12 protein-coding genes are annotated in these 17,764 nt (G+C 43.3%); 5 read left to right on the top strand and 7 right to left on the bottom strand.

The features are described 5' to 3' along the window. Positions 1-115 precede the first annotated feature (115 nt). The 5 genes from pepN to AB8613_RS00115 form a co-directional block, all read right to left on the bottom strand. Positions 116-2,722 carry an aminopeptidase N gene (gene pepN, locus AB8613_RS00135; RefSeq protein WP_372384157.1) on the bottom strand — a complete coding sequence of 869 codons (2,607 nt, stop codon included), beginning with the start codon at positions 2,720-2,722 and terminating at the stop codon, positions 116-118. A 218-nt stretch (positions 2,723-2,940) separates the two neighbouring features. Further along, positions 2,941-3,624 carry a hypothetical protein gene (locus tag AB8613_RS00130; protein WP_285955039.1) on the bottom strand — a complete coding sequence of 228 codons (684 nt, stop codon included), beginning with the start codon at positions 3,622-3,624 and terminating at the stop codon, positions 2,941-2,943. Between the two features lie 274 nt (positions 3,625-3,898). After that, positions 3,899-5,893: a carboxy terminal-processing peptidase gene (gene prc, locus AB8613_RS00125; RefSeq protein WP_372384156.1), complete on the bottom strand. Its 1,995-nt coding sequence runs from the start codon at positions 5,891-5,893 to the stop codon at positions 3,899-3,901. A 17-nt stretch (positions 5,894-5,910) separates the two neighbouring features. Continuing rightward, positions 5,911-6,534 (bottom strand): RNA chaperone ProQ, encoded by a 624-nt coding sequence (proQ, locus tag AB8613_RS00120; protein WP_017057223.1) that lies wholly within the window; start codon positions 6,532-6,534, stop codon positions 5,911-5,913. 97 nt (positions 6,535-6,631) lie between these two features. Then, positions 6,632-7,123, bottom strand: a complete 492-nt coding sequence (locus tag AB8613_RS00115) for a GAF domain-containing protein (RefSeq protein ID WP_086711493.1) — start codon at positions 7,121-7,123, stop codon at positions 6,632-6,634. An 89-nt stretch (positions 7,124-7,212) separates the two neighbouring features. Between AB8613_RS00115 and AB8613_RS00110 the strand changes: the two genes are divergently transcribed. From AB8613_RS00110 to rsmF, 4 genes are all read left to right on the top strand, one after another. After that, on the top strand, positions 7,213-9,009 hold the full coding sequence (locus AB8613_RS00110) for an ABC transporter ATP-binding protein (RefSeq protein ID WP_136974298.1): 1,797 nt from the start codon (positions 7,213-7,215) through the stop codon (positions 9,007-9,009). A gap of 54 nt (positions 9,010-9,063) precedes the next feature. Then, a complete protein-coding gene (locus AB8613_RS00105) occupies positions 9,064-10,347 on the top strand; it encodes a PqiA/YebS family transporter subunit (protein WP_372384155.1) in 1,284 nt (427 codons plus the stop codon). Next, entirely contained in the window at positions 10,334-12,991 is a 2,658-nt protein-coding gene (locus tag AB8613_RS00100; protein WP_372384154.1) for an MlaD family protein, read from the top strand. The genes AB8613_RS00105 and AB8613_RS00100 overlap by 14 nt, the downstream gene beginning before the upstream one ends. Before the next feature lie 149 nt (positions 12,992-13,140). After that, a complete protein-coding gene (gene rsmF, locus AB8613_RS00095; protein ID WP_372384153.1) occupies positions 13,141-14,562 on the top strand; it encodes a 16S rRNA (cytosine(1407)-C(5))-methyltransferase RsmF in 1,422 nt (473 codons plus the stop codon). 303 nt (positions 14,563-14,865) lie between these two features. On the opposite strand, the gene AB8613_RS00090 is transcribed toward rsmF, so the two are convergent. Then, the gene (locus AB8613_RS00090) at positions 14,866-15,774 is read right to left on the bottom strand and encodes a S1 RNA-binding domain-containing protein (protein WP_186727996.1); all 909 of its coding nucleotides are present in this window, start codon (positions 15,772-15,774) and stop codon (positions 14,866-14,868) included. A gap of 28 nt (positions 15,775-15,802) precedes the next feature. Between AB8613_RS00090 and AB8613_RS00085 the strand changes: the two genes are divergently transcribed. Continuing rightward, positions 15,803-17,158 (top strand): hypothetical protein, encoded by a 1,356-nt coding sequence (locus AB8613_RS00085; protein ID WP_372384152.1) that lies wholly within the window; start codon positions 15,803-15,805, stop codon positions 17,156-17,158. A 73-nt stretch (positions 17,159-17,231) separates the two neighbouring features. On the opposite strand, the gene AB8613_RS00080 is transcribed toward AB8613_RS00085, so the two are convergent. Further along, a complete protein-coding gene (locus AB8613_RS00080; protein WP_017082222.1) occupies positions 17,232-17,717 on the bottom strand; it encodes a PaaI family thioesterase in 486 nt (161 codons plus the stop codon). Between the last annotated feature and the right edge of the window lie 47 nt (positions 17,718-17,764).

The following is a 17,764-nucleotide window of genomic DNA, read 5'->3' as shown; positions in this document are numbered from 1 at the left end:
CTCTAGCTTATCGAAAATTCGATGAACCAGAAACAAAAAATCAGCGGTAGATATTCTCTACCACTGATGACCTTTAGTTATAGCAAACCGTTTACCTGAATGAGCTGCTGCTGACTTAAGCCTCTAGTGCTTTCGTCACTTTCTCAAACAAGTCTTTTGCTAGGTTGTCCATGTTCTTTAACGTCTCTAGTTCTTTTTTGATAAGAGCTTGGCGTTCATCATCGTACTTACGGAACTTAAGTAACGGGTCAATCAGACGTGAAGCCACTTGCGGGTTGCTGCTGTTCAGTTCACGCAAGATTTCTCCTGCAAACTCATAGCCCTGACCTGACTTGTCGTGAAACTGAACCGGGTTCATGTTTAAGAATGAACCGACCAAGTTACGGGTACGGTTCGGGTTCTTCAAACTGAACGCTTGGTGCGACATCGACGCTTTGATAACTTCAAGTGCGTTTGAACTTGGGTTTGTACCTTGCAATGCAAACCACTTATCCATAACAAGGCCGTCGTGTTTCCACTTGTCGCTGTAATCTGCCATCAAAGTTTCACGACATGCCAGTTGTGCGCTGTTTGCCGCGCCCATCGCTGCCATTGTATCTGTCATGTTGTTTGCCTGCTGGTACATTGCAACAACCAAATTGTTACCCTGCTCTGTATGTGCTAAGTAACTTAGGCAAACTTTACGCAAAGTGCGCTTACCAATCGAATCGTGATCGATTGTGTATTCCGCTAGTGCATTGCTGTGATAAACCGCAGCCAGTTCGTCTTCAAGTTTTGTAGCCAGTGTTACCTTCATTGAATTCAACACAGATGCAACCGCATCAATATCAACACGCTCATACCAACCTGATACTTCGTTGTGGCTTGGCAATGAAAGCATTTCTGCGATGAATGCAGGTTCTAGCGAATCACTCAGTAGTACGCCGCGGAATGCATCAACAACAGACTCTGATAATTCAAACTTCTGACCTTGTTGAACGTTCTCAACGTTACTGCGAATGTACTTAGCCAATAGCATTTGACCCGCATCCCAGCGAGAAAACTCATTGCACGCATTCACCATTAAGAAGATCAGCTCGTCATCTGAATAGTCGTATTCAAGTTTTACTGGTGCAGAGAATTCACGCAGCAATGATGGCACTGGTTTCTCGCTTACGTTCTCGAACACAAAAGTCTGTTCAGCTTCTTTCACATCTAATACATTGTGAACAGGCTTGCCGTTACATTGTAACTCAATCACATCACCTGTCGCTGTGTACAGTTCGATGTCTAGAGGAATATGCAGGGCTTGTTTTTCAGCTTGCTCATGTGTTGGTGCCGTTACTTGACGAGTTGTTAACGTGTATTGTTTCTTATCTGCATCGTAATGACTTTCAACAGACAGCGTTGGCGTACCAGACTGGCTGTACCATAAACGGAACTGAGACAGATCAACACCTGATGCATCTTCCATTGCTGCCACGAAATCTTCACATGTTGCTGCCGTACCATCGTGACGTTCGAAGTACAGCTTCATACCTTTTTGGAAACCATCTTCGCCCAACAATGTGTGGATCATACGGATCACTTCACTGCCCTTTTCGTACACTGTCAAAGTGTAGAAGTTATTCATTTCTATCACTTTTTCTGGACGAATTGGATGTGACATTGGGCTCGCATCTTCTGCGAATTGTGGACCGCGGATAATACGTACGTTGTTGATACGGTTTACTGCACGAGAACCAAGATCCGAAGAAAACTCTTGGTCACGGAATACCGTTAAGCCTTCTTTCAAGCTTAGTTGGAACCAATCGCGGCAAGTCACTCGGTTGCCGGTCCAGTTGTGGAAATATTCGTGACCGATTACCGCTTCGATACCTAGGTAGTCTGTATCCGTTGCAGTTTGGTCATTCGCTAGAACAAATTTCGAGTTGAATACGTTCAGACCTTTGTTTTCCATCGCGCCCATATTAAAGAAATCAACGGCTACGATCATGTAGATGTCTAAGTCGTATTCTAAGTTGAAACGCTCTTCATCCCACTTCATTGAGTTAATCAAAGAAACCATCGCGTGGTTAGCTCTGTCTAAGTTGCCTTTGTCGACAAAGATTTCTAGGTCAACCTTGCGGCCTGATTGCGTAGTGTAAGCATCACGAAGTACATCGAAATCACCGGCTACTAGTGCAAACAGGTACGCTGGTTTTGGATGTGGATCTTGCCACTTCACCCAGTGACGACCATTTTCAACTTCGCCTTCATCTACACGGTTACCATTACTTAATAAGAACGGGTTCTCTGCTTTGTCTGCGATTACCGTTGTGGTGAATTTCGCCAGTACGTCTGGGCGATCCATGTAGTAAGTAATACGACGGAAACCTTCCGCTTCACATTGAGTACAGAAAGCACCACCTGATTTGTACAATCCTTCAAGTGCGCTGTTCCCTTCAGGATTAACTTCGGTAACGATCATTAATGTGAATTCTTTTGGTAAATCGTTCAGTGTCAGTTGAGTTTCAGACTGCTCATACTGAGTCCACGCTTTACCTTCTACCAAAACAGAAACCAACTTCAAGCCTTCACCATCAAGTACTAAGGTCGAGCTATCTTTCTCTTGCTTAACACTAGACACAGCCGTAATGATGGATGCTGAATCGTACAAATCGAAAGTAAGATCGATTTCAGAAATAGTGTGAGATGGTGATTGATAATCTTTACGATACTTGGCTTGAGGTGTATGTGCCATGACGGGTTCCTTTTGATCGTTATGCGTAATTATTTTTTAACTGTCTATATCTAAAGGTTGAGCGCCAATAAAACAAGGGGAATATTAAAAAAAGGAGGCATTGTAAGAAAATGCCTCCATGTTTTGCTATTTTATCAATCAAATCAGACAGGAACGCCTAAGAAATGAACTGTGCACAATATTATCAACGAGTACGACTTAACTGCTAAAACTCACGATTATCGGATGCGATTGAGCACCGCAAACATGTCTCCCTCTTCACCTTGCAGTGTTAACACATCGCTGTTCAGTGTGTAACGAGTACCATGTTCACCATTCTCATAAAGTAACACTAGCTGGTCGCCTTCGGTGTAGTACACACCGCGGCGAATGACTTCACCACCTTCTTCATCGGAAACTCGGAACATGAATATAAAGTCTGGTTGAAGAACCAAATCCATTTTTTGAATATTACTCGCACGTAAATCACTTCCGGAAAGTTCGGCGCTTGACCAGATCCCCGCTAATGCGTTTGGCAAGGCTTTGGTGAACATAACACCGTTAAGATTTAGCATATTGTGGTTACTGCTGTACGCATAAACCTGCGGTTCAGAAGTATTCAAACCTAAAATAATCGTGTCTTCATTAGCGTTATACAAACCTTCCCAATGATCCACACTGTAGTCTTTCTTTTGAATATCAATTGAAAATGAGTAGTTTGAATCAAGAGTCAGCTTAATTGCTCTAAAGTTTTCAGTGCCTTGCTCAGGATCTGGATTCATCAAATACCAATCGCCAAGCAACAGAGGTAGATCAAAATGAGATAGATTACTATCACTTTTTGATTGTTGGTTGCTCGGAGCTACTTCACTGCCGAAAGCCACAAAACTTAAACAAGATAAAAATAGTAGAATCCATTTCATACGCGCCCCCTCATTTTCTTTAAGCTTAGGCACGTAATGAATAGAAAGCGAAAAAATTTGATCCAAGTCACTAAATTTCAAATGCAAAGTAACTTATCTGTCATTATTGACCGCAAAATAGAGCTAAATCCCCCTCAATATTTAAAGTACTTTGCGACAATCTCAATCAAAATAATCAAATATTCCTTTCAAATCATAGGCACAAAAAAAGCGAGCCTAGGCTCGCTTTTTAAATTTCGCTTCTTTAAACAATTACCTTTAACAGGCATTTGCTCTATTTCTTGATCATATCCAGCATGATAGCAACAGACTCATCAAGATAAGCATCCGGGGCTTCATAGTCTTTAGGAATATCATCCAACGTTTTAAACGCCTCTAACTTAGCAGCTTTTTGACGTTGATTGATACGATCTAGACGAAGTACATCCGCATCATCGCTCTCTTGCTGACGTACCTTTTCATTCAAAGAAAGGTCATTATCGTCTTTATCTGCCTTATATTTTTCAATATCTTGCGCGATAAAGCCAAATTCCATATCTGTCGCAATACGAGCTTGGTGTTGAGCCGTTAAAGCAGCAATTTGCTCGTCGTTACGCTGTAACACTGAGTAGTTTGCTTTATCAATGCTGTCCCAAGGTAGAGCATTATCTTCAACACTTTCTCCGGTATCTGCCGGGTCAATTGGTGTTGGGTAAGCAATATCAGGCACTACACCTTTGTTTTGCGTACTACCACCATTGATTCGGTAGAACTTTTGGATCGTGTATTGAACGTAGCCCAACTCTTTGTCGAACAAATCATAAATATGATTCAAAGAACGATGCTGTTGTACCGTACCTTTACCGAAAGAGTTCTCACCTAGGATGATTGCACGACCGTAATCCTGCATCGCTGCTGCAAAGATCTCAGATGCCGAAGCACTGTAGCGATTCACCAATACCGTTAAAGGACCTTGGTAACTGATTTCACCATCAGTATCGCTGTTCACTTTGACACGACCGTAGCTATCACGAACCTGAACAACAGGCCCCTCTTTGATAAACAAACCAGAGAGTTCGGTTGCTTCCGTTAGTGCACCACCACCGTTGTTTCGCAGATCAACAATAATACCTTCAACACCTTGCTCTTTAAGTTCGGTGATCAGTTTATCGGTATCTTTAGAAAGGCCAACATAGAAACTTGGTACTTCTAGTACACCAATCTTCTTGCCATCTTTCTCGATAACTTCTGACTTAACAGCGCGGTCTTCTAAACGAATCTTATCACGTACAATTGTGACAACGTGACTTTTTGCATCTTTACCGTCTGGCAAGATCTGTAGCTTAACTTTGGTCCCTTTCGGTCCTTTAATTAATTGCACTACATCGTCTAAACGCCAGCCGATAACATCAACAATCTCTTCACCATCTTGACCAACACCAACAATACGGTCGCCATCGCTCAGCTGTTTGCTATTTGACGCAGGACCACCAGCAACTAAAGATCGAATAACGGTGTAGTCGTCTGTCATCTGAAGTACAGCACCAATACCTTCTAGAGATAGGTTCATCTCAGATTGGAATTGCTCTGCATTTCTTGGAGAAAGGTAACTGGTATGCGGATCAACTTCACGCGCAAATGCGTTCATGTAGATCTGGAAAGCATCTTCGTTGTGCGATTGCGTAATACGCTTCATCGCATTGTTGTAACGCTTTTCCAAAACTTCTTGAATCTCTGGCCACTCTTTACCAGTAAGTTTTAGATTCAACGCATCGTATTTAACGCGTTTTCTCCAAAGCTCATTCACTTCAGCGATATCTTTTGGCCATTCCGCTTCGCTACGATTGAGCTCAATACTTTCATCGGTATCAAACTTAATCTCTGTATCTAGCAAAGACAATGCATATTGAAAACGTTCAAAACGCTTCTGCATAGACAAATTATAAACATCGAATGCAAGCTGGTTATTGCCCGATTTCAGCTGATCATCAATTTGTGTAGAAGACGCAGCGAAAGAGTCAATATCAGCTTGAGTGAAGATATTACGATTATAATCTAGCATCTCTAAGTAACGATTAAAGATAGCTTGAGAGAAATCATCGTTGAGATTGAAGTGCTTATAGTGAGAACGAGTAAATCGAGAAGTAACACGTTTACTAGCAGTTTCGTGTTGGACCTCAGGAGCGAGTAGAGGTAAATCGTCCTGATCTAATTTGGCTTCGAGAGCCTGAGCTGAAGCTGCTAGCCAAAAGCTAGCAGCAATCAGTGTCAATTTTGAACGGCATTTCATGCGTAGGAGTATCTCCTTTAAGCGCGCAAGTGCTCCGCTTTAACAACCATTTGTAGGCCGTTTGCTAACTGAACACGCACATCTTCCTTATTGATTTCAACAATGGTCGCAGCCATGTTTCCTTTACCCATGTTCACATTTACTTCTTTGCCAGCGATAAATTCGTCAGCGTTCAAAGCGCGTGTTTCTACAGGCTTTTCTACTTTTGGTGCTTTAGGCGCTTGACGACGAGGCTGTTGAGCTTTCTTCGCCTTAGGTTTCGCTTTGCCTTCTTCACGAGCTTTTTGTGCTTGTTCTTTACGACGAGCCTGAACTTTCGCTTTGCTTTCTGCAAGTGTCGCTTTAGCGTGTTCAACGTGCTCTTCTTCTAGTGTGCCACACGCGTTGCCGTCTAGGTCAACACGTTCTGCGCCAGCTTTTACGCCGTGCAGGTAACGCCATGATGATGTGTACTGTCTTAACGCTGCACGAAGCTGAGTCTTACTTACTTTTTCGTCTTCGTTTAGACGTTCAGCAAGATCTTGAAAAATACCAATTTTAAGTGGCTTCGCTTCACCTTCTAGAGTAAAGCATTTAGGGAAACATTCAGCAATATATGCGATAACTTCTTTGCTGTTTTTTAACTTTTCAGTGTTTTCCATGTGGGTTCCTGGTTTTTGCGGTTTTCCGCGAGCATTAAGAAAATATTTTTACGTATTATAGAGAGATGCTTGGGAAAAACCACAGTAAGAGAATAATTTATGCCTTGTTCGCGTGCGAATTAAGCAGCTTTTCCACTTCTGCCATGAAAAATGTTAATCCGTCCTCGTCAATTTGAGAAAAACGACCAATATTTGGGCTATCGATATCAAGAACGCCAGCGATTTTTCCGCCAATCGAGAACGGAATGACGATTTCTGAGTTACTTGCAGCGTCACATGCGATGTGACCTTCGAACTCATGAACATCATGAATGCGCTGAACTGTATTCGTCGCAACCGCAGTTCCACACACACCACGCCCTACCGGAATTCGTACACAAGCAGGTTGACCTTGGAAAGGACCCAGTACAAGTTCGTCTTTTTCCTTAGCTTGGTCCTGCTTCATTAAATAGAAACCCGCCCAATTCAGTTCATCCAATTCCATGAATAATAATGAACTGATATTAGCAAGATTAGCAGTTAGATCGGTTTCTGATTCAATTAATGCAACGGCTTGTTTGGTTAAGCGTTGGTAATGTTCTATTTTCATATTAACTTCCAATTAAATTGAGACTTCCATTATCAAGAGAACGCAGTAGAATGCGGCCATCAAACTAAATAGGACTTATTCTCATTACAATGAACAATTCAAAAGACACTATTAGCCGTTCTTGGTTAATAACTCAAGTAAAAAAACACAAGTCCAAATTACTGTTTGCTAACATTATTGCCATATTTGCAACTCTCATTAGTGTCCCTATCCCGTTGCTCATGCCATTAATGGTTGATGAAGTATTACTTGATAAGCCAGCTTCAGGCTTAGAGATGATGAACCACCTACTTCCATCATCGTTACAAACACCGACTGGCTATATAGCACTAACTTTGCTGTTAGTGATTATCATGCGCACCGTTAGCCAAGCGTTAAACATTCTGCAAGGGCGTCAATTTACACTCGTCTCAAAAACAATTACCTATCAAATGCGAAGCAAGATGATAGATAAGCTTGGCCGCATTAGTATTAGACAGTACGAAACCAAAGGCAGCGGTGGTATCAACGCCCACCTGATAACAGACATAGAGACGATAGATAAGTTCATTGGCTCGACTCTGTCTAAGTTCCTCATCAGCTTCTTAACCGTGTTTGGCACCGCGATCGTGTTATTGTGGTTAGAATGGCGATTAGGGTTGTTCATTTTACTGGTCAATCCTGTTGTGATTTATTTCTCCCGTAAACTAGGCAGCAAGGTTAAGCACCTTAAAAAGTACGAGAACCAATCTTTCGAACGTTTTCAAAACCGCTTGGTTGAAACCTTAGATGGTATTTATCAGCTACGTGCAGCCAACAAAGAACGTATCTTCCTAGATGAATTGAAGGTTCAAGCGAACCAAGTAAGAATCGATGCCGACAAATATGCATGGCAATCTGAAGCTGCTGGGCGTGTTTCGTTTCTGCTCTTTCTATTAGGCTTTGAACTTTTCCGAGCTGTCGCGATGTTAATGGTGCTATTCAGTGACTTAACCATCGGTCAGATCTTTGCGGTATTCGGTTACTTATGGTTTATGTTAGGCCCAGTTCAAGAGCTGCTAGGGATTCAATTCTCTTGGTATAGCGCGAAGGCGGCACTACAACGAATCAATGATCTTCTGAAGTTAGAAGAAGAGCATCGCCCAGTAAGCAAGGTAAACCCTTTCAATGAAAACCAAGAAGTGACGGTAGACATCGAAAACGTTACATTCTCTTACACATTAGAAAACACTGTTTTAAATAGCCTATCACTGCACATCCCTGCAGGTAAAAAGGTCGCTCTGGTGGGTGCGAGTGGTGGCGGTAAGTCGACATTAATCCAATTGCTGATTGGGGTTTATCAAGCTGATTCAGGTTGTATACGCTATAACGGCGAAAAAACTGATGACATCAGCTTTGATATTATCCGCAATGAAATTGCCGTTGTTTTACAACAACCTATACTCTTTAATGATACATTGAGGCATAATCTGACCCTTGGCGCTGAATACGATGAAATGTCGCTATGGCGTGCGCTTGAAGTCTCTCAAATGCAAGATGTTATCAAGCAGCTGAGTAATGGCTTGGATACACAAATTGGTAGGAATGGTGTTCGACTGTCTGGCGGTCAACGACAACGTCTAGCCATAGCCCGCATGGTGCTGAGCAATCCTAAGTTTGTTATTCTTGATGAAGCGACATCTGCACTCGACACTGCAACAGAGTCGGCACTGCATAAAGCTCTGAGCGAGTTTTTGAAAGATCGCACAACTTTGATAGTGGCTCATCGATTATCAGCGGTGAAACAAGCCGATCTAATCTATGTTTTAGAAGATGGGCAAGTCACACAGACGGGAACACATGGTGAATTGGTTGAACAACAAGGACTTTATCAAACACTCTACGGCAGTGTGCAATCGCACGCCTGATGTTTATAGTTCTGAGTCTTTAAGTCGGGCATCGAGTCTGACTAACGTTTCAACTTGGGAGGTCGCGTGACCTCCCCATCCGTTACCACCCCTTTATCAACGAAGCATCAATGCGATAGCAGCTCAGTGCGTCTTTGTCAGGGCTGCGAGCTTCCCGTAGATAAAATGGACATCCCTTTGGGGAAATCTGCTTACTGTCCAAGGTGTGGTACTCAGCTTTATAGAGGCGGGACCCCTAGCCTCTCTGGAAACCTAGCAATTGCGATTACCTGCTTATTGCTGTTTATCCCCTCGCACTTTTTTGAATTCATCAGTATTCGCCTGATTGGTGTCATGATACCTGCTACATTACCATCCGGCGTCTTTACTTTAATGGGTGAAGGCTTCCCTCTGCTTGGCTTACTGATCCTGTTCTGCAGTTCGATCGCTCCGTTGCTCGTGTGTACATCGGTACTCATTACCCATTTATCATTGCGCTTCAAATTTTTTACACCATTTAGGTATGCGTTAGCCATCATCCAGACATTAAAACATTGGATGATGTTGGATGTGTTTCTGGTAAGTTTGGCGGTCTCATGTTTCAAACTGCAAGATTACTCAGATATTTTTGTCGGCCCTGGATTGGTTGGCCTCATTCTTCTGCAGCTTTTCAGTGTATTGTTAGTAAGCCGCATCAGCGTGCGTCGCTACTGGGAAGCTTGGACAAAAGAATCTGACTACTCATTTACTGAAAGTAAGAACGTACACTGTCACAACTGCCACCTATCTCAACCGGATGGGCATACTTGCGTGCGTTGTCACCATGACTTATACCACCGCAAGCCCTACTCTATACAGAAGACATGGGCACTGTTGTTTGCCGCATCAGTGGCTATTGTGCCAGCCAACGTCATTCCGATTTCTATCCTTATCACCAACGGACAAAGGCTAGAAGACACAATAATTTCCGGTGTCGCGTCGCTAATAAATAGCGATATGTATGGCATTGCAGCGATCATTTTCATTGCCAGTATCGTCGTTCCCGTCGCGAAAATACTGGGCCTCGCGTACATCTTAATCTGTATCAAGATGAAGCGTACGATTTACCACAGACAACGTATGACCATCTATTTCATCGTGAAATGGGTGGGAAAATGGTCGGTTATGGATCTATTCGTTATTTCGATCATGATGACCTTGGTCGACCGCGGACAAATTTTAAACTTTACACCAGGTTATGGTGCAGTCGCTTTTGGCGTCGTGGTTGTTCTCACGATGCTAGCAGCGGAAAGCTTAGATCCTAGGCTAATTTGGGATAACTACACCTCTAAAGATGAGTCAGTGAATGAACAACGATAACCAATCACAAACGTCATATTCACCAGAAGTAAGGAAAAACAAAGGCATCTCACCTTTGTGGATTCTGCCGATATTAACCGTCGCATTAGCCGGTTGGTTGGTCATGAAATCGATCCACGATGCAGGCCAACGTGTTCAGATATACTTTTCAGATGCCGCAGGTTTAGTCGCAGGTCGAACAACGATTCGTTACCAAGGCTTAGAGGTGGGTATGGTGCGCGACATCACCTTATCCAAAGATCTATCGAGCATCTATGTCGATGCTGACATCTACCCAGAAGCGAAGAAACTACTATCAAAAGGCACACGTTTTTGGCTCGTAAAGCCAACGGCCAGTTTGTCTGGTATCTCTGGGTTAGATGCACTTGTTTCAGGTAACTATATCGCTATACACCCTAGCGAAACTAAAGAAGAGCCAGAAACCGTTTTTCAGGCTTTAGAGTCGTCCCCTTCTGATTTGCTGGCTTCTGAAGGTCTAAACATCTCATTGACGACCAAAGATCTAGGTGGTGTGTCTGTTGGCTCTCAAATCGTTTATCGTAAAATCCCCATTGGTGAGGTTTACAACTACCAGCTCAACGACAACGCTAAATCCGTAACCATTCAAGCGTCAATTAAAGATGAATACAGCCATATCATTACCGATCAAAGCCGTTTTTGGAATGTAAGTGGCTTAGGTGCCAGTATTGGATTTTCAGGTGTTGACGTGCGCTTAGAAAGTCTAAGTGCCCTATTAGGTGGCTCTATCGCCGTGGACTCTCCAGGAGAAGGCGAACCGGTTGAGATGAACACCAAGTTCAAGCTCTACCCAGATTTGAAAACAGCAGGTCGTGGTATCTCTATCAAGATCGCTGTTCCCGATGATAACAAGATCAGTGCAACGGGCGCTCCGATCATGTATCGCGGCATTGAAATCGGTCAAATCACCGACTTATCTTTAAGCGAAGGACGTGAAAACGTGGTCGCATCCGCTGCTATCCAGCCTGCATTCAGTGACTTTTTAAATAGCGGCAGTAAATTCGTTCTAGAAGAAGCTGAACTATCGCTTACTGGCATGAAAAACATTGCCAACTTAGTGACAGGTAACTTTTTAACCTTGGTACCGGGCAAAGGTGAAAAAGCCCGTCGATTTACTGCGATCCGTAAGAACGAATTCAGTCAGGAACAAGAGAAATCCGTTGCGATTCGCTTAACCTCAAACAATTCGTTCGGACTGGATGTCGGTACACAACTGCTCTACAAAGGTATTGCTGTTGGCTCTATCATCCAAGTGGGCTTAGTCGATGGTGTTGGCACTGGCTCTGATAAGCACGAAGTGTTCATGGATGCGCTTATCGACAACGAGTACGCGCACCTTATCAAAAGTCACAACCGTTTCTTCGTGACAGGCAGTGCGACCGCGGAGCTTACCGAATCAGGTTTGAGTGTTACTGTTCCACCAGCAAAACAGCTTCTGACTGGCTCGATTAGCTTTGTAAGTGAAGGTAAATCTGAAGCTCGAACGGACTACCAACTTTTCCAAAGTAAATCGTTAGCAGAAATCGCTAAGTTTAATCAGTCCGGCTCAAAGACGCTTTCGTTGTTTGCCAGTGAGTTACCTTCAATTTCTAAAGGCAGCCCACTACTCTATCGCAACCTACAAGTGGGTAGTATTTCTGATTTTCAGCTTGCAGACGGTGGTGTAAGAATCAAAGTCACGATCGAAAATCGTTATACGCACTTGCTCAATAAGCATACCGTTTTCTGGAACCGTTCAGGCGTTGAGGTTGATGCGTCACTATCGGGTATCAGTATTAAAGCGGCGCCAGTTAAAACTCTTATCCAAGGCGGTATTGCTTTTGACTCTCTGCCGGGAATCGACAACAAACTTGGTGATGTGTGGAAGCTTTATAAAGATTCGAAATCCGCTCGAAAATTTGGCCGCGCGATTACTATCACCTCTTCTGGCGATCAAGAAGTCAGCAAGGGTATGGCGATCAAATATCAAGGTGTCACTGTTGGTGAGGTTACTTTGGTGATTCCGAACTTCAACAAAGGCGGTATTGAGATTACTGCGCGTATTTTACCTGAGTACGTCGACAAGATTGCCGTGGCGAACAGTCACTTCTGGTTGGCAGAACCTGAGATTGGCCTTAACGGCATCAAAAACGTCTCTGCGCTGCTCTCTAAACACATCAACGTAGATCCGGGCAAAGGTGAAAGAAACACGAAATTTGAGCTTAGCAAGGGACCCGTGCAGCCTGAAGGCAAAATATTCCAGCTACAAAGCGAAACGCGAGGCTCGGTATCAGAAGGCACACCTATCCTATTCCGCGAACTTGAAATCGGCAGTGTTATCGATGTTCAGCTAGGCGAGTTTGCCGACCGCATTATATCTACGATTCAAATAGAACCTGATTACGCGTATCTAATTCGCGCAAACACTGTGTTCTGGAACGTGTCGGGTGTCGATGTCTCTATTGGTCTGTCAGGCGCAAACATCAAAGCCGGAACGGTAGACAGCTTATTAAGAGGTGGTATTACATTCTCAACCCCACCGACGAATGAACTTCAACCAGTCGCAAGCGAAGATCAGTCTTTCTATCTCTATCCTCAAGCCGAAGATGAGTGGAAATCATGGAGAACCGCGATTCCTCGCCCATAGAGTGAATTCCCACACGTTTCAGGAAGATTAATTCTTCATCAAAATGCAGCCATTAGGCTGCATTTTTGTTGTTTGCTATAAATATGGTTTAGGACGGCCTCATTTTGCTTTAAACTCACCGCATTAATGCAATAAATCGAGATACTCTTTTGCACGCTAACGTATATATTCCAGAAGAATTCCTAACGCACATCGAAGCAATCATGCCTAGTCATCTAGATATGGCTTCTTTTGTCGCTTCATGCCAAAAACCACTTCGTAAAAGTATTCGAGTCAACACATTGAAAATCAGTGTTGAAGACTTCCTCCTACGAGCAAAAGAGAAAGGCTGGGAACTGGAACCTGTACCTTGGTGCGAAACGGGCTTTTGGATTACAGCTGATGAGAGTGAAGCGCCACTAGGTAATACGGCAGAACACATGTCTGGTCTTTTCTACATCCAAGAAGCCAGCTCGATGATGCCACCTTCGGCACTTTTCCAAGGTGAAGCTGATTACCAAGCGGTGTTAGACACTGCGGCTGCACCAGGCTCTAAAACCACTCAAATCGCTGCGCTAATGAATAATCGCGGTGTATTGGTTGCCAATGAATACGCAGCAAGCCGTGTGAAAGTCCTTCACGCTAACATCGAACGTTGTGGTGTTCGTAATGCCGCTCTAAGTAACTTTGACGGTCGAGTTTTCGGTGGTTGGTTACCAGAACAGTTTGATGCTGTGCTGCTAGACGCGCCCTGCTCTGGCGAAGGTACCATTCGTAAAGACGCTGATGCGATGAAGAACTGGACTTATCAATCTGTAGTCGATATTGCTGACACTCAAAAAGATCTGATTGAAAGCGCGTTTCATGCTCTTAAACCTAATGGTATTTTGGTTTACTCAACATGTACGTTAAGTACTGAAGAGAACCAACAAGTGTGCCATCACCTAAAAGAGACCTTTGGTGATGCGGTAGAATTCGAATCCCTTGAATCACTGTTCGACAATGCGAAAGCAACCACAACAGAAGAAGGCTTTCTACACATTTTCCCACAGGTGTATGACTCAGAAGGTTTCTTCGTTGCACGTATCCGTAAATTAGCGTCAGTTACTCCACCAGAAGTTAAAAAACGTATGGGTAAATTCCCATTTGAGAAAGCATCAAAGAAAACTCAGCAAGAAGTCGCTGAACAACTAATGTGTACTCTCGATATCGAATTGCCAAGTGATACTCAAGTTTGGATTCGAGATAAAGACGTTTGGCTATTCCCAGAAGCGCTAGAGCCGATGATCGGTGAATTCCGTTTCTCTCGCATGGGAATTAAGATCGCGGAAACCCATAAAAAAGGTTACCGATGGCAGCACCAAGTCGCGACAACGCTCGCGACAGGTAATGAAGCTAACATCGTAGACCTCAGCATCGAAGATGCTCGAGAATGGTTCATGGGCCGAGACGTTCGCCCAGAAGGCTTGTCAGGCAAAGGCGAAGTGCTAGTAAAATACAACGGCGCAATCATCGGCCTTGGTAAATGGGTAGGTAACCGACTGAAGAACGGCTTACCAAGAGAGCTAGTACGCGACAAAAACCTTTTCTAGTCGTTCGATTAAAGCTCACACTGTACTGAGAAAAACAAAAAGCCCAAACAACATTCATTGTTTGGGCTTTTTCTATTCTTGTCGGCTAGTTCATTTCAAGGGAAGCACTGAAAAATCAACACTTAATTATACAAATATCAATTCAAGTCGCTATTTTAAAAAACAAAAATCGCTTATTGGAGAATTTAAACTAGACTTCTATCTATGGTCCAGAGATTAAAACAATTAGCGTAGGCTCTTCGGAGCCCTTTCCCCTAAGCCCAAACAGGAAGGTTTGGGCTTTTTTTTGACCGACAGGTTAGCTTATTTAACTAAGCTGATACCTTCTTTGTCGATAGTGATCTTACCAGATTTGTACAAACCACCTATCGTCTTCTTGAAAGTACCCTTGCTGGTTCTGAATGCAGAGAAAATAACCTCAGGAGAAGACTTATCATTCAGAGGCAAGTAACCGCCTTTCTTTTCAAGTAGGTCAAGAACCTTTGTGCTCAGGTCATCCATTTTAGCTACACCAATCTTCTGAAGAGATAAGTCAATCTTACCGTCTTCTTCACGAACGTTTTTAATGTAGCCTTTTAGCGTTTTACCAATGAACAGCTTACCGATAATGTCTGACGGGAAAATCATACCCCAGTGTTCACCGTTCACAATCGCTTTGTAACCCAATTGGCTACGTTCAGCGATTATAAGATCCACTTGTTCATTTTGCTTATAAGTCGCAGGTGTGTTGTCTAACCATTTGTTGAACTTTGTTGTACCTACAATGCGGCTCGATGCTTTATCGATATACACATAGACTAAGATTGACTGGCCTTCGTTTAAACGACCGCGCTGCTCGCTGAAAGGAACAAGAAGGTCTTTACCTTTCACGCCCCAGCTCATGAATGCCCCCGTACTGTTAACACCTTCAACTGTCATCAAGCCAAACTGGCCTACTTGGGCAATTGGGGTTTCAGTGGTTGCAGCGATCTGGTTATCAGAATCAATGTATAAGAACACATCTAGCTTTTGACCAATTTCAACACCTTCAGGAGTAAATCGTTTCGGCAGCAACACGGTTCCATAGTCGCTAGCGTCAAGGAATACACCGAAGTCTGCTTGTTTTACTACTTCTAAGTTGTTTATTTGACCAATATTAATCATCAAGATTGTCTCTACTTTAAATTTGGCGGAGATTATACGTGATCTCTGATATGCTTTCGCTAGTTTCATTCATATTTTTACATTCTAGGAGACATCGTTGATCACCATTGACAAACAAGATGCGATAACACTTAAAATTAACCATGCGATGGCGAAGACCAAAAAGCTCGACATGGACGTTTATCTATTCATTCCCGGTGAACTCGGACTGACTCCTGAAGTACTTTCTGAAAGTGCCTTTTTCTACAGCTCAATTACTCAAAAGCGCGCTTACTATAGTGACAAGACACTATTACCACTAGTACATAGCCGCTTGGCAAAACGTGGACGCTTATCGACAACACAGTATCGTGTCAGTTTGAGTTTGTTCGCCTACCAATATGTTATTGCTTTAGATAAAGCAGTAAACAGCTTGAATAAAACTGATAGTGACGACGTAACAGCTGATGAGGTTGATGAAGTCATTGAGCTCGCGTTAGACATCTTGAAGAAGCTTCGTCGTAGTATTCCTTATGAAGAAAACCTAAAGCGCTATTATGCCAATATCGATAATTACCTTTCTTGGTATACGGAGCAAAAGTTCTTATCTTTGGTATCACATATGCCACGTGGCAGCGAATACTCGACGATAAAAGAGCGCCTCTTGACGCTTTGTGAAAAAGAGACAGCCCATCGAAAACTTAATCGCTACAACTCAGCTAAAGTACGTGAAGACGTCACCCGTCTGAGTAATAAGATGAGACTACTGCGACGTTTGATAGAACACCCTATCGTACTCAAGGAGAAGACCACCTCCATGGGTAAAAACGTCAAACGTGCCGTTAAAGGTATCGCGACTGGCTTAGTTATGGTGGTGGTGACGACAACCGTCATTTTGGCCCGTGATTTCTTGGGCGAAATTACGGCCTCTTTCATCGTGTCGATGTCATTTATCTATGCGTTGCGTGAAATCTTCAAAGATGACTTGAGAGACATCCTTTGGCGCTGGCTGCGTAAAGGCAAGCCGAAATGGAAGCGTCGTTACTATGACCCAACGACCAATAAGTCTGTCGGCCATAAGCTTGAATGGTTGGACTATGCGAATTTCTCCAAGTTAGCAGACCGTATTCAATCGATACGTAAGAAGCGTGTCGTTCAACGCGAAGAGCAAATATTGCATTACCGTTCGCATACGGAGATGTCGACGTCGACGTTCATGAGTGGTTATGAAGAGACTCGTGAAACACTATCTATCAGTCTCAGAGCGCTGACCCGTTTGATGGATAAGGGATCAAATAAGGTGTATCGCTTGAATGAAGGGCAAGTTAGCCGTGAATCCGTAGAAAAGCGTCACTTGCTCAACCTAATCATTAAAGAGAACAATCACGATAACGAACCGACCTATTACCGTTGGAAAATCGTAATGAACCGTTCAAAGATAGTGGACATCGAGCAAATCACTCAAGAATCTTAATCTTGTTACGGTATGTGTGTATTCAATTCACATACCGCTCTCCACTTATTCAAAAGGACCATCTATTTCCAAACTATTTCCTAGACGGGACTTTCTTAATCGAAAGCGTTAGCGTGAACTCGGCCATTGGCTCGTCACCATGCAAAGATGGGCAAGTCGCAATAATGGTTACAGGTTGGTTTACACGCTCCCCTGTAGACATGGTTTCTGCCAGCATGGTGTTGATCAACTCACCATCGTTACAAGTGAAATGCACATCGCCTTCCGGACGCTTTAAGAAGTTGCCCGTCACCTCTTTAAATGCCAACGAAATCTTTTCACCTTGCTGCTGAGATTTGCTCATCGCAAGAAAACCACCCGCCACATCAGCACCCACAGCCAATACGCCAAAGTACATACTATTAAGGTGATTCTTCGTTCGTCTTTTAAGAGGGATTTTGACCTCAACATGCTGGTTATCCAATGCGAGCAATTTTGGTCTGCATAACCAGATCAGAGGCACTTTAAAAAAGCCAAACATGCTCAAGTAGAAATTTGCTTTTTGTAGAGGGGTCAACATTCGGATTGCCTAATCAATTCAGTCATCAGACCAGTTAATCGGTTAGT

Source organism: Vibrio sp. BS-M-Sm-2 (assembly GCF_041504345.1).
GTDB lineage: Bacteria > Pseudomonadota > Gammaproteobacteria > Enterobacterales > Vibrionaceae > Vibrio > Vibrio satsumensis.
This window is presented reverse-complemented; position numbering and strand designations above follow the sequence as displayed.